Origin of the sequence: Mesorhizobium sp. M1006 (assembly GCF_040318825.1) — a bacterium.
GTDB lineage: Bacteria > Pseudomonadota > Alphaproteobacteria > Rhizobiales > Rhizobiaceae > Mesorhizobium.
In genome coordinates this window covers 1-14,207 of record NZ_JAMYMZ010000020.1, presented here as the reverse complement: position 1 = coordinate 14,207, position 14,207 = coordinate 1, and the positions used below count along the sequence as shown (strand labels likewise).

Genomic DNA, 14,207 nt, shown 5'->3' with positions numbered 1-14,207 from the left:
GGCAGATCGGCTTGCTCCTCAGTGGACGGTGATAATGCCGTTTACGGCCCGCCATTCGGACGGTTGGATCAGACGGTGATGAGCCACGCGCACCGAATGTAGCGGGCCTTCGATCTCGCGCTCCCAGAAATCGAGGAAATGCTTCAGCGTCGGGAAATCAGGGGCGATATCGTATTCCTGCCAGATATAGAGCTGAAGCAGGCTTCGATGATCGGGCAGACGGTAGTGGATCTCCGCCGTGGTGAGGCCAAACCCTTGCATCTGGAGCTGAAAGTCCCTGCTGGTCATGCAATCCTTCCTTTCCCAATGAACCTCGGTCTGCAAAACGCCTCGCCTTCCACATAGGTTCCAGCCGCCGGCAAGCGGCTCAGGAGACGGACAGATTTGGAAATCCGGCCGGGTCATCGCGCCGGAAACGGCGAATGTGCGAACAATTACAGCGTATTGGCACTCTCAGGTGTCGAGTGCTAAAATTTTTGCATGATCCTCTTGAAAGCTGAAAAAAGCGCGACTAGTTCGTATGCGCGCGATGCCTGAAGAAGAGATCGCGCACCCCGTGCCGGGCCGATATTGCCGGTCCGGTCAGGAGGATGTTCGAAAATCTGTTTGTCCCGAGAGGAGAACGACATGGCGTTCCGTCCATTGCATGACCGCATCCTGGTCCGCCGCATCGAGGTCGACGAAAAGACCGCGGGCGGCATCATCATCCCCGACACCGCCAAGGAGAAGCCGCAGGAGGGCGAGGTCATTGCCGCCGGTCCGGGCGCGCGCGACGACAGCGGCCAATTGCAGCCGCTCGACGTCAAGGTCGGCGACCGCATTTTGTTCGGCAAATGGTCCGGCACCGAGATCAAGCTCAATGGCGAGGATCTGCTCATCATGAAAGAGAGCGACGTGCTGGGCGTGATCGAAGCCACGGGCGAGATGAAGAAGGCTGCCTGAGCGGGGCCTGAACAAGCATTCCAGTCAACGAAAAGCTGCCTATCGAGGAGTGTTCCAATGGCTGCCAAAGATGTGAAATTTCATACCGAAGCCCGCGAGAAGATGTTACGCGGTGTCGATATGCTTGCCAATGCGGTGAAGGTGACGCTTGGTCCCAAGGGCCGCAACGTTGTCTTCGACAAATCGTTCGGCGCGCCGCGCATCACCAAGGACGGCGTGACGGTGGCAAAAGAGATCGAGCTCGAGGACAAGTTCGAGAACATGGGCGCTCAGATGGTCCGCGAAGTTGCTTCGAAGACCAGCGACACCGCAGGCGATGGCACCACGACCGCGACGATTCTTGCTCAGGCCATTGTCAGGGAAGGGGCCAAGGCGGTCGCTGCCGGCATGAACCCGATGGATTTGAAGCGCGGCATCGACAAGGCGGTCGACGCCGTGGTCGCCGACCTGAAATCCAATGCCCGCAAGGTGACCAGGAACGACGAAATCGCTCAGGTCGGCGCCATCTCTGCCAATGGCGATGCCGAGATCGGCCGCTTCCTCGCAGAGGCGATGGAAAAGGTTGGCAATGAGGGTGTCATCACTGTCGAGGAAGCGAAGACCGCTGAGACCGAGTTGGAAGTGGTCGAAGGCATGCAGTTCGACCGTGGCTACCTCTCGCCCTATTTCATCACCAATCAGGATAAGATGCGCGTCGAACTCGAAGAACCCTATGTGCTGATCCACGAGAAGAAGCTGTCCAACCTGCAGGCCATGCTTCCTGTGCTCGAAGCCGCCGTGCAATCCGGCAAGCCGCTGTTGATCATCGCCGAGGACGTCGAGGGCGAGGCGCTGGCGACGCTGGTCGTCAACAAGCTGCGCGGCGGCCTGAAGGTCGCGGCCGTCAAGGCACCGGGCTTCGGCGATCGCCGCAAGGCCATGCTGGAGGATATTGCCATCCTGACCGGCGGCACGGCGATCTCGGAGGACCTCGGCATCAAGCTCGAGAACGTCACACTGGAGATGCTCGGCCGCGCCAAGAAGGTGCTGATCGAGAAGGAGAACACCACCATCGTCGACGGCGCCGGCCGCAAGGATGAAATCCATGCGCGCATCAGCCAGATCAAGGCGCAGATCGAGGAAACCACCTCCGACTACGACCGCGAAAAGCTGCAGGAGCGGTTGGCCAAGCTCGCCGGCGGCGTCGCCGTCATCCGTGTCGGCGGCTCGACCGAGATCGAGGTCAAGGAGCGCAAGGATCGCGTCGACGACGCCATGCACGCCACACGCGCGGCGGTTGAGGAGGGCATCCTGCCCGGCGGCGGCGTGGCGCTGTTGAGAGCGGCGAAGGCGCTCGATAATGTCGTCGTCGACAATCCCGATCAGAAGACCGGTGTCGACATCGTGCGTCGCGCCATCGAAGCGCCGGTGCGCCAGATCGCCGAGAATGCCGGCGCCGAAGGTTCGATCATCGTCGGCAAGCTGCGCGAGACGGGCGAGTTCGGCTATGGCTGGAACGCGCAGACCAACGAGTTCGGCGACCTCTACAGTCAAGGCGTCATCGACCCGGCCAAGGTCGTGCGCACTGCCCTGCAGGGTGCCGCCTCTGTTGCCGGCCTGCTGGTGACGACCGAGGCGATGGTGGCCGAGAAGCCGAAGAAGGAAGCTGCCGCGCCGGCCATGCCCGGCGGTGGCGGCATGGACTTCTAAGGCCAGGCTTCCAAAGCGCGACTTCGAAACGGCAGATGGACCGTGTCCGCCAAAAGCGGGCACGGTCTTGCCGGTCCGGGACTAATGCTGAGCAGGTGTTGCCATGGATATGATGGACAGTTTTGGAAAGATCGCGGCGCCGACCCGCCCGAAAAACGATTTCAACTATGAAGCCGACTGCAGGGCGGCGCTGGCGCCTTTGGTCGACGGCTTGCTGGATATGGCCGAGTCGGCCGGCTGGGACCGCCGCAAGGCGGCCTACACGCTGATGTTTCTGTCGGCTCAACGCGTGGGGGCCGGCACGGAGGAGCGCAAATGATCGCGGCGCGGATGCGCGAATGCCTGCGCCTGCTGCGTTGGTCGGAAACCGATTTCGCCGAAGAGGCGGGATACCCGCTCGCCAAGGCAAAGGCGTGGCTCTACGGGCGCGAACATCCGCCGCTGGGCGTGGCGGCCTGGCTCGAGGCGCTGGTCAAGGTGCATCGGCTGCTGCCGCGGCCGGGCATGCAAGCCGTATTGCATTCGCCGATCGACGCCGTCCTGCAGGCGGATCGAAGCGCCCGCGCGGTTGAGTTCCGCAAGGAGCCGATTGAGCCAGGAAAGGAGAGTGTCATCGATCGTGCTTCGTTCGACAAGCCGGTTACCATCCTCACCGGCCTCGGTACGCCGACGAAGATAGAAAGCGCGGCTGAGGCTTATGCACTTTTGGCTGAGTGGCCGGCAACGAGCCGGACGGCCGCGCATGACATCGCCGCAAAAGCGTGCCGTGCAGCACTGGAAGGAGAGATCGACGCCGAGACGGCGCGCGCCACCTTCGTTGCCTTCGCCCGCCGCAACGGCCTGCTTGCGCCGCAGACGAACGGGATGGTTGCCGGCGAGAGCGTTGCTGGCGCGACGGTTGCCGATTGGGCAACGCGCGCACAGCGCGTCAACGCCCCAGCCTGAGCGGTTGGAGAAGTCGCCAATCTCCCCCCTTGAGGGTCCCTTGAGGGGGAGATGTCGCCGAAGGCGACAGAGGGGGTCGGTACGTCCTGGCGCGACGCCATGTTGGACGAAAGAGAAAGTTGGCGCCTCACGCGCGGCTACCCCCTCTGGCCTGCCGGCCATCTCCCCCTCGAGGGGGGAGATTACGCGCTCAGCCGCTTTCGCCTACTAAGCCATCGGTAGCAGCCGGCGCATGATCAGCGAGGCATGGCCGCCCACCCCGTGTGCAGCCGGCCGGCGCTCGACGACCTCGAAGCCGTGCGTGCGATAGAAGGCGATTGCGCGGTCGTTGCCCCCGATCACTTCCAGGGCGATGCTGGGAATACCCGCATGCGCGGCAAGAACGGCATGCAGCAGGTCGGCGGCAAGGCCGGTGCCGTACTCGCTTTTGTCTATATGGAGCCGCTCGAGCATGACCTCGCCTTTGTCGTCCATCGCGGCCATCGCATAACCGGCGAGCGAGCCGTCAGCCCGCTCAGCGACGAAGGACATCTTGCTGTCGTCCCTGAGCTCGGCCGCCAACCGCTCCGGCGCGTGCCTCTCATCCGACAGCCGAGCCGTGGTCTCGGCACCCAGGATCGGCGAATAGGTGTGTCGCCAGGACCCTCCAAGCAGCCGCGACACCGCCGGAACGTCCTGTTCGGTCATGGTTCTTATTTGGGTCATTGGCACCTCGCCTCAGAAACCTGCCCCTTTTGAGCGGAGATGTCCGGCAAGACAGAGAGGTGCTGTCCCGCCGGCCCTGCACGGCTGAGTTCAGCGCACATCCGCGCCGGCCACCATGACTATGTGCTGGCAGACATTGTCGATATCGCGAATGACGTCGTCGTTCCAGAACCGCAGGATAGTCCAGCCCAGCGCTTCAAGCCGTGCGCTTCTGGTAGCGTCCGATATTGAGGCATCGGCCCGGGCATGCTGGGAGCCATCCAGTTCGACAATCAGCTTTTTGTCCGGGCAGGCAAAATCGACAATATGGCCTGCAATTGGCATCTGCCGCCGAAATGCCAGCCCCATGAGTCGATGCGCCCTGACCTCATTCCAGAGCTTCAGCTCGGCATCCGTCATGGCCTTGCGCATCTTGTGCGCATTGCCGCGGTTACGGGGAGGTACGGGATAGTGATTCACTACTTCTATTCCTCAGCGCGAACCTTGCCCATCTTCTCTATGCTGCGCTTGAACACCCCCCTCTGTCCTGCCGGACATCTCCCCCTCAAGGGGGGAGATTGGCAGCTTCGCCGAAAATTCTCCCTTCTTTAGAGATTGGCGAAAGCTGGAGCGACGTCCAATCTCCCCCCTTGAGGGGGAGATGGCCGGCAGGACAGAGGGGGGTGCTGACCCGCCGACCTGGATAGGCATGGCACCTGTATCACCGCCTTACCCGCGATTTCAGCCAGCGGTCGAAGGCCACGGCGAGGATGAGGATCAGGCCGATGACGATGCTTTGCGTGTAGGACGAGACGTTGTTGAACTGCAGCCCGTTCTGCAAGACGCCGATCAGTCCTGCACCGACCACCGTGCCGCCGACGCTGCCGATGCCGCCGAACAGCGAGGTGCCGCCGATGACGACCGCCGAGATCACCGTCAGCTCGTAGCCGATGCCGGCGACGGCTTCGGAGGAGTTGAGCCGCGCCGACAAAACGAAGGCGGCAAGGCCGGCGAAGAAGCCGACGATGATGTAGACCGAGATCAGGATGCGGTCGACACGCAGGCCGGAGAGTCGTGCCGCCTCGGCATTGCCGCCGACGGCATAGACCGCGCGGCCGTAACGTGTGTAGCGCAGCACGATATGGCAAAGGATCGCGGCAATCGCGAAGATGATCGCCGGCACCGGAACCGGGCCGATCAGGCCGGTACCGAACCAGCGCATCGAGGCGTCGAAGCCGGAGATCGGGCCGCCATTGGAAATCGTCAAGGTCAGGCCGCGAAACACGGTGAGGCCGCCAAGCGTGACGACGAAGGGCGGCACTTTCAGCCTGGTGATGGCAAAGCCCTGGACGCCGCCGGCCATGGCACCGACGACGACGGCGGCGAGAAGGGCGGCGAACCAGCCATAGCCCTGCGTGCCCGTTGTCGACAGCGACAGCGTGTTGGCGGTGCCGCCCTTGGCCACCACCGCCGCGACCATGCCGCAGAAGGCGAGCAGCGAGCCGACCGACAGGTCGATCCCGGCGGTGAGGATGACGAAGGTCATGCCGAGCGCGATCAGGCCGGTGATCGAGATCTGGCGCATGATGTTGAACAGGTTGATCGGGTCGATGAAGCTCGGCTTCAGCACGGTGAAGACGACGATCAGCAACGCCAGGAACATCAGTGGGCCGAAACTCATCAGCAGCCGCGCAATATTGACACCGCCGCGCTGGCTCCGTTCGGTCGTGCTGGTCATTGCGTTGCTTCCTGCTTCTGGTCGAGCGCCATCAGTTCCATCAATTTCTCCTCGGTCGCCTCGACGCCGGGCATCTCGCCGGTAATGCGCCCGCGCCGCATGGTGACGATCCTGTCCGACACCGCAAGCACTTCGGGCAGCTCGGACGAGATCATCATGATGGCGATGCCGCGCGCGGCGAGCTCCACCAGGATCTGGTGCACTTCCGCCTTGGCGCCGACATCGACGCCGCGCGTCGGTTCATCGACGATCAGTACCTTGGGATCGCGCGCCAGCCAGCGGGCAAGGATCACCTTCTGCTGGTTGCCGCCGGACAGGCCCTCGATCGCCTGCTCGGGCGAAGCCATGCGGATCGACAGCATCTTCCTGTAGTTCGCCAGCGCCTCGCGTTCGCGCCGCTCGGCCATGAAGCCGACACTGGAGTAGCGGTCGAGCGCGGCGATCGAGAAATTGGTGAGGATGGCGAGTGCTGCGAAGATTGCCTGGTGCTTGCGGTCCTCCGGCACCAGGCCGATGCCGAGCTCGATGGCGTCGGCGGGTGAGGCGGGCGCGATCGGCTTGCCGTCGAGCGTGATGGTGCCGGCGGCAATGCGGTCGGCGCCGAAGATGGCGCGGGCGAGCTCGGTGCGGCCGGAGCCGACGAGCCCGGCGACGCCGAGGATTTCGCCCGCCTTGAGGTCGAGATCGACGCCTTCGAGCACGATGGCGTGCGGCGCCTGCGGATCGCGCACCGTGCGCAGGCCGCGCACCGAGAGCCGGACGTCGCCGGCGACGTCGCGCTGCGTCGGCCTGGCATAGAGCTCGGAAGCGGCGCGGCCGACCATCTTCTCGATGATCTTCGGCAGTTTGATCGGCCCGCCTTCGCGGTCGAGATGGCCGGCCAGCCTGCCGTCGCGCAGCACCGTCATGCGGTCGCAGATCGCCGAGGCCTCCTCCAGCCGGTGGGTGACGAACATGATGGCGACGCCATCCTTGCGCAGCCGGTCCATGATCGACATCAGCCTGTGCACTTCGGTTTCGGTCAGCGCCGAGGTCGGCTCGTCCATGATGATCAAGCGGCTCTTCAGCGACAGCGCGCGGGCGATCTCGACCAGCTGCTGCTCGGCCACCGACAGCGCCGACACCGGCGTCGCCGGGTCGAGGTCGAGGCCGACGCGAGCGATGATCGCGCGCGAATCTTCCTCCATCTTCCGCCAGCTGACCAGCCCGAACCGGCCGAGCGGCGCGCGACCGATGAAGATATTCTCCGCCACGGTCAGCGTCGGGATCAGGCTCAGTTCCTGGTAGATTGTTACGATGCCGTGGCGCTTGGCATCCTGCGGATTGTGCGGGCTGAATTCGACCCCATCGAAGACGATGCGGCCGCTGGACGGCGGCATCACGCCGGACAGGATCTTGAGCAGCGTCGATTTGCCGGCTCCGTTCTCGCCGAGCAGGCCGAGAATCTCGCCGGGGCGGACTTCGAGCGAAACGTCGTTCAGCGCGGTGACGCCGGCAAAGCGCTTGGTCACGCCCTCGACGGTGAGCAGGGCGGGAGAGGGCGCGATGGCGGCTGCCTTGGGCAAAGTTTGCTCCTGGATTGCGATTGTCGGCGGGACAGCGCCCCCCTCTGTCCTGCCTGACATCTCCCCCACGAGGGGGGAGATTGGATGTCTTTCGCCAACCTTCCTGCGTTGCAGAAAAGGCGCCATCGGCGAAGCTTCCGATCTCCCCCCAAGTGGGGGAGATGCCCGGCAGGGCAGAGGGGGGGCGCGACAGAATGCTACTTTTGCCGCTGCGCGCCCTTTGTGCAACCTTACTTCGTCTCGCCCAGCCTCTCCGCCTTGTCGAGATTGTCCTTGCCGATGACGATCGGCGTCAAAAGCACCAGCTTTTCCTTCGGCTCGGTCTTGTCCCTGGCATAGGCGACCGCGATCTGCACCGCAGTGCGCGATTGTTCGCCGGGGAATTGCTCGACCGTTCCGGCCAGCTTGCCGTCGCGCACTGCGACCAGCGCTTCGGGAAGCGCGTCGAAGCCGTAGATCTTGACGTCGGTGAAGTTGCGCGCCGCGCAGGCTTCAACCGCGCCAAGCGCCATGTCGTCATTGGCGCAGATGATCGCGTCGGGCTTGCCGTTGGCGGCAAGGCCGGCCTCGGTGACGGACAGCGCCTCGGCGCGGGCGAAGTTGGCGGTCTGCTCGAAGATGATCTGGTACTTGTCCTTCATCGGATCGAGGACGTTGTGCACACCCTTGTTGCGGTCGATCGCCGGGCCGGCACCGGGCTGGCCCTGCAGATGGAAGATCTTGGCGCCGTTCGGGAATGCCGCCACCATGGCCTTCGCTTCGGCCTCGCCGCCCTTGACGTTGTCCGCGCCGACATGGGCAAGGATGCCCTCGACGCCTTCGACACGGCGGTCGATGGTGACGACGGGAACGCCGGCCTTGACCGCTTCCTCGATGGCTGGGGCCAGCGCATTGACGTCGAGCGGCGAGATGACGATGGCGTTGACCTTCTGCACGAGCGCCGCTTCGATATCGGCGGTCTGCTTGGGCGCCGAGTTCTGGCCGTCGCTTTCGACCAGGTTGACGCCCTGGGCCTGGGCTTCCGCCTTGATCTGGTTCAGCATGTGCACGAAGAACGGAAAGCCGAGGCTCGGCACCGAACCCAGGATGGTCAGCTTGTCCTGGGCAAAAGCCAGTTGCGGAGCGGCCAGCGCCAAAGCGCCCATCGCCGCGGTCGACAGCAGGAATTCACGTCTGTTGATCAATTTAGTCTCCTCCCAGATGAGCGCACGACCCCGAAACCGGAATGGGTTTTCCGGAAGGTTCCTTGCGTCGATTCAAAAATGGAGTGTCCTTCGAGCGCCCAACTCGTGTTTGAAGGGACGCAACGGCGCTCCAGCCGGTCCACCGCGACGTTCTCCTCCGCTCGGTGCCTGCCGGCGGATGCTAGCCAAGGCCGGAGCTTTGCGCAAGAACGCGCTACCGCGCGCGGCTCGCAGCGACCGCCAAATTGACAGCCGACACGCTCTCGGCCATCCTTAAGGCACGCCGCCTTGCGGCTTGTGCGTGAGTAACCAGCATGGCCAGTTCCGTCGCCAGTCAGAAATCCAAGCGCGCCGCGGTGCGGAACGCGCTCGACCGCCACAAGGTGTACATCACCGCGCAGCGTTTTTCGGCCGGCAGCTACAGCGCGCGGGTGCTGGTCAACGGCGAGGCCTATTGGGTCGACGAATTCCGGCTCAGCCAGCTGCAGCAGGGCCTGTCGCCGGCCGAGCTCGAATTGACGCCGGCCACCGACGATTGAGCGGCATGACGCCGACCTGCCGCATGCTGACAAAATGATTCAAGACATGCGCATCAAGCCGTTGTTTTTGCGCAAGAGCATGTGGCCGTGACCGCCCCGCCAAAGCTCAAGGCCTATCGCGCCAAGCGCGAGTTCACGAGGACGCCGGAACCCGCCGGCGGGCTGGTTGCCGGGGAAGGCAACCGCTTCGTCGTTCACAAGCACCACGCCACCGCCGACCACTACGACCTTCGCCTGCAGGTCGGCGACGTGCTGAAGAGCTGGGCGGTGCCGCGCGGCCCGTCGCTCAACCCCGCCGACAAACGGCTGGCGGTCGAGACCGAGGACCATCCGCTCGAGTATATCGACTTCGAAGGTGTCATTCCCGAAGGCGAATATGGCGGCGGGCCGATGATCGTCTGGGACACCGGCGTCTGGGCGCCGATGGACGATGTCGAGAAGAGCCTGCGCACCGGTTCCTTCAAGTTCCGCCTCGCCGGCGAAAAGCTGAATGGCGGCTGGATGCTGACGCGGCTGAAACCGAAGCCCGGCGAGGATGCGGGCAAGAAGAACTGGCTGCTGTTCAAGGAGCGCGATCTCGCCGCCGACGCCAAGCTCGACATACTGGAAGCCCGGCCGGAAAGCGTCAAATCCGGACGCCGCATCGAGGAACTGGCGGCAACGCCGAAGCCGGCCGCCAAGCCTGCCAGGCCGGTGGTGCTGAAGCCAGGTGCTTTGCCGGGCGCCGTCAAGGCGCCGCTGCCCACCCGCATCGAGCCGCAACTGGCGACGCAGGTTTCGAAACCGCCGGGCGGCGATGACCCAGCGGCCCGAACGGGCGAAGTCTGGCTGCACGAGATCAAATTCGATGGCTACCGCACCATGGCGCATCTCGCTAACGGCGCAGTCAGGCTGATCACCCGCGCCGGCCTCGACTGGACGAAGCGCTATGGCGACCTGCCCCTTGCCTTCGCCAGGCTGCCGTGCCGCGAGGCGATCATCGACGGCGAGGTCGTCGCGCTCGACGCCAAGGGCATCAGCCGCTTTGCCCTTTTGCAGAATGCGCTGGCCGAAGGCGCCGGCAACAAGCTCCACTTCTACGCCTTCGATCTTCTGTATCTCGACGGCTGGGACCTGAGACAAGCGCCGCTCCGCCGGCGCAAGGCGCTGCTTTCGCAATTGCTGTCCGGTCTCGGCGCCAATTCGGCCATCCAGCTCAGCGATCATGTCGAAGGAGACGGCCAGGCACTTTATGACCAGGCGTCCGAGATGGGGCTCGAGGGTGTCGTCTCCAAGCGCGCCACGGCAATCTACCAGAGCGGCCGTACCAAGACCTGGACCAAGACCAAGGCGCTTCAGACCGGCGACTTCGTCATCGCCGGCTACACAGTCTCCGATGCGGCCGAGGGGCTGGCCGCACTCGGCCTCGGCGAATTCGAGGATGGCGAATTGCACTATCGCGGCAAGGTCGGCACCGGCTTCGACGCCGCCACCGCCGGCGAGTTGCTGGCGCGGCTGGAGCCGTTGCGCGCCGGGGCGTCCGCGCCGGAAGGCGTTCCGCGCGAAATCATGCGCGAGATGAAATGGGTGCGGCCGCTGCTTTCGGCGCACATCCACTACGCCAACCGGACCACCGACAATGCGCTGCGCCATGCCGTGTTCCGCGGCCTGCGCGACGTCGGCCTGTCGACGCCGGTTTCGGCCAAGCGCAAGCGGCTGATCGCCGAGGCCGACCTCGCCACCATCTGGGTGACCAACCCGACGCGACGGCTGTTCGGCAAGACCGGCCCGACCAAGCTCGACATTGCCGTCTATTATGCGCTGGTCGGCGATTTCATGCTGCCGCACATTCTCGGCCGGCCGGTGTCGCTGGTGCGCTGCCCGACCGGCAGGCCGCAGGACTGTTTCTTCCAGCGCCACGCCTTCACCGGCATGCCGTCATCCGTGGCGACTTTCGAAGCGACCAATTCGGAGGGCGAGACCAAATCCTATCTCTCGGTGGAAGACGCCAAGGGCTATCTGGCGCTGGCGCAGTTCGGTGTCGTCGAGTTCCACACCTGGGGCACCCATCGCACGCGGCTCGACAAGCCGGACCTGATCGTTTTCGACCTCGACCCGGGCGAGGGGATCGCCTGGCGCGAGGTGGTTGAGGCGGCGGTGCACATTAAGGGCGAGCTGGAAGCGCTAGGGCTGGTGCCGTTCGCCAAGACGTCCGGCGGCCACGGCATCCACGTATCAGTGCCGGTGACGCAAAAGCAGAACTGGAAGAAACTGCACCAGGCGACCAGCGCCATCTCGACGCATCTTGCCGCCACCGCGCCCGACACTTTCACCACCACCATGGGCAAGGATAACCGCAAGCGGCGCATCTTCATCGATTATCACCGCAATGCGCGCGGCCACACCTCGGCGGCTCCCTATTCGCTGCGCGCCCGCACCAATTTGCCGGCCTCGACGCCGGTGAGCTGGAGCGACCTGGCGACCATCGACGCCCCGCAGGATCTGAATTATTCGTCATTGCCGGGCCTGCTGGCGACGTCAGGCGACCCTTGGGCCGACATGGAAGATTTCGCCCGGGATTTGCCGGTGATAGGCACCGCGAGGTAGTCGTGCCGGCGCGGCCCCAGACTCCATCGACGCTCCGGAAAATTTGAATTATTCTTCGCCACGGACCTCTTACCTGCAGGGGCTCCGGCGGAGGAAGATTTCGCTAGGGATTTGCCGGCATTGTAAGGGCAATGTAGGATTTCGGCAGCCGCATTCGTCCTCGGGACGAATGAACGCTGCGAACAGTTCGACAGCACAAGGCCGCGTAGGAGTATTCATGGCGCCCAGGGCAAGTTGGAAAGGTTACCTCAAGCTCAGTCTGGTCAGCTGTCCGGTCCGGCTCTATCCGGCGACGAGCGCGAGTGAACGCATCAGCTTCAACCAGCTGCACAAGAAGACGCACAACCGCATCAACATGAAGCCGGTCGACCCCGAGCTCGGGCTGGTCGAGCGTTCGGACCTGGTCAAGGGCTACGAATACGAGGACAAGCAGTACATCATCATCGAGGACTCCGATCTCGATGCGGTGCGCATCGAATCCAACCATACGATGAACATCGAGGCTTTTGTCGACGAGCATTCGGTCGACGTCATCTATCAGGACGCGCCCTATTACCTGGCGCCGGACGGCGCAATGGCCGAGGAGACCTTCGCCGTGCTGCGCGAAGCCATGCGCAAATCCGGCAAGCTGGCGATCGCCCGCCTGGTGCTGTCCAGCCGCGAGCGCGTGGTGACGATCGGCCCGCGCGAGAACGGCATGTTCGTCTGCACCTTGAGGAATCCGAACGAAGTGCGTGGCACGGCTGAGTATTTCGGCAATATCCCGGCCGGAAACCCCGATCCCGAAATGCTGCAATTGGCCGAGGCGCTGATCAAGCAAAAGGAAACCACCTTCGATCCGAAGAATTACGAGGACCGCTACGAGATCGCGCTGATGGCGATGATCCGCGAGAAGCTGAAGGGCCATAAGCCGATCATCGCGGCGGCCCCCGAGCGCGGCAATGTCATCAATCTCATGGATGCGCTGAAGGCGAGCCTGTCGCAATCGGCCAAACCGCCGGCCAAGTCGAAGAGCAAGGCCGATGAAACGGCCAAGCCCGCGGCGAAATCCGCCAAGGCCGGCGCTGGCGCGGCCAAGGAAAACCCGCTCAAGGCGAACCTTCTCAAAGCCGTCGGCAAGAGCAAGGCGTGACGGCTCTCGCCGGCACGGTCTTCGGCATCGTCGGCGCGCTGGCGGCCTTTCCGCTCAGGCTGGCGGCGCGCGAGGTCGAGCGCCAGCACGGCCAGTTGCGGCGCGGCGTCACTCGGCGCACCACACATGTCGTGTTGGGCCGCAAGTTGCTCGCCAAAGCCGGCGATGGCGAGATCGAGCGTCGGGCTGCTGCGGAGCGCGCGGCCGGGCGCAAGCTGGTCAGCGAGAACGGCTTCCTGCGCCTGCTCGGATTGATGAAGGCGCCGGAGGCTTCTGCGCTGTCGCGGCAGTCGCTGATCGACCAGTCGCGGCTGACCGGCGAGGATCTCGACCTTTTGTCGCTGTTCGATGCCTTCGAGCATGATTGCGAACCGTATTCCTTTCGCGACCTGATCCTCGCCCGCAAATATGCCGGGCTGGTTGCCGGCGGCGCCTCGTGGGGGGCGATTGCGCGCTCGGTGCACCGCTCAGGCCCGGTCGCCTCGCTCACCGCCAAGTCGCTCGCCGTCGGCTCGCAGCACGGGCGGGCCGATGCGATCTATCTCGAAGGCGGCCAGAGCGAACTCGACGGCCAGCTGCTGTTCGATCTGGGAACGCAGGATGACGACACGCTGGAAGAGCTGTTCGCCGATGCCGAGGCGGCGGAAGGGGCTGAAGAGCACGAGCAGGCGGCGGCGCTCTACCAGCGCTGCCTGGCCATCGACCCAAGCGATGCCATCGCCGCCTTCAACCGCGCCAACTGCCTGCGCGCCGCCGGCCAGGCGGCCGAGGCGGCGCACGACTATGCCCGCGCCATAAAGCTCGATCCCGGCTTCGTCGAGGCCTGGTTCAATCTCGCCGGGCTGATGAGCGAGGAGGGGCGGGTAGCCTCGGCGCGCCGCCATTTGCTCAAGGCGATCGCATTGGACGCTGATTATGCCGATGCGGTATTCAACCTTGCGAGGCTGGAGTTCGACGCCGGCAATCTCGCCGAGGCGCGGCGTCGCTGGGTGCGCTATCTCGAGCTCGACGCCAATTCCGAATGGGCGCGCACGGCCGCGCGGGGCATCCAGTTTGTCGATTTGCAGCTGGCGCGGATGTCGGCAGGGTGAGGTAGTAGCGCCTCCTTCTCCCCTTGTGAGATCTTTGCACAGAAGCCGATCAGTGATTCTGTTGTGAGGTTGGAGCAGGGAGATTCGCGATGGTGGATCGTGTTCTGGGTCA

The 14,207-nt window shown here is 64.3% G+C and carries 14 protein-coding genes; 8 read left to right on the top strand and 6 right to left on the bottom strand.

Translation table 11 applies throughout. From position 1 onward, the window contains the following. Positions 1–18 precede the first annotated feature (18 nt). Entirely contained in the window at positions 19–288 is a 270-nt protein-coding gene (locus NKH60_RS19680) for an usg protein (RefSeq protein ID WP_352457304.1), read from the bottom strand. 339 nt (positions 289–627) lie between these two features. Here NKH60_RS19680 and NKH60_RS19675 point away from each other — a divergent pair, with 339 nt between their 5' ends. The 4 genes from NKH60_RS19675 (at position 628) to NKH60_RS35170 (ending at position 3,576) form a co-directional block, all read left to right on the top strand. Continuing rightward, positions 628–942, top strand: coding sequence for a co-chaperone GroES (locus NKH60_RS19675; protein ID WP_352457303.1), 315 nt, complete (start codon positions 628–630; stop codon positions 940–942). Between the two features lie 57 nt (positions 943–999). After that, entirely contained in the window at positions 1,000–2,631 is a 1,632-nt protein-coding gene (gene groL, locus NKH60_RS19670) for a chaperonin GroEL (RefSeq protein WP_352472117.1), read from the top strand. A 103-nt stretch (positions 2,632–2,734) separates the two neighbouring features. Next, positions 2,735–2,950: a hypothetical protein gene (locus NKH60_RS19665; protein WP_254819654.1), complete on the top strand. Its 216-nt coding sequence runs from the start codon at positions 2,735–2,737 to the stop codon at positions 2,948–2,950. Then, a complete protein-coding gene (locus NKH60_RS35170) occupies positions 2,947–3,576 on the top strand; it encodes a DUF982 domain-containing protein (RefSeq protein ID WP_502898586.1) in 630 nt (209 codons plus the stop codon). The genes NKH60_RS19665 and NKH60_RS35170 overlap by 4 nt, the downstream gene beginning before the upstream one ends. Before the next feature lie 207 nt (positions 3,577–3,783). On the opposite strand, the gene NKH60_RS19655 is transcribed toward NKH60_RS35170, so the two are convergent. The 5 genes from NKH60_RS19655 to NKH60_RS19635 form a co-directional block, all read right to left on the bottom strand. Then, positions 3,784–4,281 carry a GNAT family N-acetyltransferase gene (locus NKH60_RS19655; RefSeq protein ID WP_352834166.1) on the bottom strand — a complete coding sequence of 166 codons (498 nt, stop codon included), beginning with the start codon at positions 4,279–4,281 and terminating at the stop codon, positions 3,784–3,786. A 90-nt stretch (positions 4,282–4,371) separates the two neighbouring features. Next, positions 4,372–4,740, bottom strand: a complete 369-nt coding sequence (locus NKH60_RS19650) for an endonuclease domain-containing protein (RefSeq protein WP_352834169.1) — start codon at positions 4,738–4,740, stop codon at positions 4,372–4,374. 241 nt (positions 4,741–4,981) lie between these two features. Beyond that, positions 4,982–5,998: an ABC transporter permease gene (locus NKH60_RS19645; protein WP_352834172.1), complete on the bottom strand. Its 1,017-nt coding sequence runs from the start codon at positions 5,996–5,998 to the stop codon at positions 4,982–4,984. Further along, a complete protein-coding gene (locus tag NKH60_RS19640) occupies positions 5,995–7,563 on the bottom strand; it encodes a sugar ABC transporter ATP-binding protein (RefSeq protein WP_352834175.1) in 1,569 nt (522 codons plus the stop codon). Before NKH60_RS19640 ends, NKH60_RS19645 begins: the two co-directional genes overlap by 4 nt. A gap of 230 nt (positions 7,564–7,793) precedes the next feature. Continuing rightward, on the bottom strand, positions 7,794–8,744 hold the full coding sequence (locus tag NKH60_RS19635; RefSeq protein WP_352472200.1) for a substrate-binding domain-containing protein: 951 nt from the start codon (positions 8,742–8,744) through the stop codon (positions 7,794–7,796). Positions 8,745–9,061: 317 nt separating this feature from the next. Here NKH60_RS19635 and NKH60_RS19630 point away from each other — a divergent pair, with 317 nt between their 5' ends. From NKH60_RS19630 to NKH60_RS19615, 4 genes are all read left to right on the top strand, one after another. Next, positions 9,062–9,286: a hypothetical protein gene (locus tag NKH60_RS19630; protein ID WP_352472112.1), complete on the top strand. Its 225-nt coding sequence runs from the start codon at positions 9,062–9,064 to the stop codon at positions 9,284–9,286. A gap of 87 nt (positions 9,287–9,373) precedes the next feature. Then, complete coding sequence (gene ligD / locus NKH60_RS19625) at positions 9,374–11,872, top strand: DNA ligase D (RefSeq protein WP_352834178.1); 2,499 nt, start codon at positions 9,374–9,376, stop codon at positions 11,870–11,872. A gap of 217 nt (positions 11,873–12,089) precedes the next feature. Beyond that, the gene (ku, locus tag NKH60_RS19620) at positions 12,090–13,004 is read left to right on the top strand and encodes a non-homologous end joining protein Ku (protein WP_352834181.1); all 915 of its coding nucleotides are present in this window, start codon (positions 12,090–12,092) and stop codon (positions 13,002–13,004) included. Then, complete coding sequence (locus tag NKH60_RS19615; protein ID WP_352820026.1) at positions 13,001–14,095, top strand: tetratricopeptide repeat protein; 1,095 nt, start codon at positions 13,001–13,003, stop codon at positions 14,093–14,095. The genes ku and NKH60_RS19615 overlap by 4 nt, the downstream gene beginning before the upstream one ends. The last annotated feature ends 112 nt before the right edge of the window (positions 14,096–14,207 follow it).

What these genes read in the sequence shown, in the direction of transcription:
- NKH60_RS19675 (WP_352457303.1), top strand. Translation starts at nt 628, where the DNA reads ATGGCGTTCCGTCCATTGCATGACCGCATCCTGGTCCGCCGCATCGAG.
- NKH60_RS19655 (WP_352834166.1), bottom strand. Translation starts at nt 4,281, where the DNA reads ATGACCCAAATAAGAACCATGACCGAACAGGACGTTCCGGCGGTGTCG.
- NKH60_RS35170 (WP_502898586.1), top strand. Translation starts at nt 2,947, where the DNA reads ATGATCGCGGCGCGGATGCGCGAATGCCTGCGCCTGCTGCGTTGGTCG.
- ku (WP_352834181.1), top strand. Translation starts at nt 12,090, where the DNA reads ATGGCGCCCAGGGCAAGTTGGAAAGGTTACCTCAAGCTCAGTCTGGTC.
- groL (WP_352472117.1), top strand. Translation starts at nt 1,000, where the DNA reads ATGGCTGCCAAAGATGTGAAATTTCATACCGAAGCCCGCGAGAAGATG.
- NKH60_RS19665 (WP_254819654.1), top strand. Translation starts at nt 2,735, where the DNA reads ATGGATATGATGGACAGTTTTGGAAAGATCGCGGCGCCGACCCGCCCG.
- NKH60_RS19630 (WP_352472112.1), top strand. Translation starts at nt 9,062, where the DNA reads ATGGCCAGTTCCGTCGCCAGTCAGAAATCCAAGCGCGCCGCGGTGCGG.
- NKH60_RS19645 (WP_352834172.1), bottom strand. Translation starts at nt 5,998, where the DNA reads ATGACCAGCACGACCGAACGGAGCCAGCGCGGCGGTGTCAATATTGCG.
- NKH60_RS19680 (WP_352457304.1), bottom strand. Translation starts at nt 288, where the DNA reads ATGACCAGCAGGGACTTTCAGCTCCAGATGCAAGGGTTTGGCCTCACC.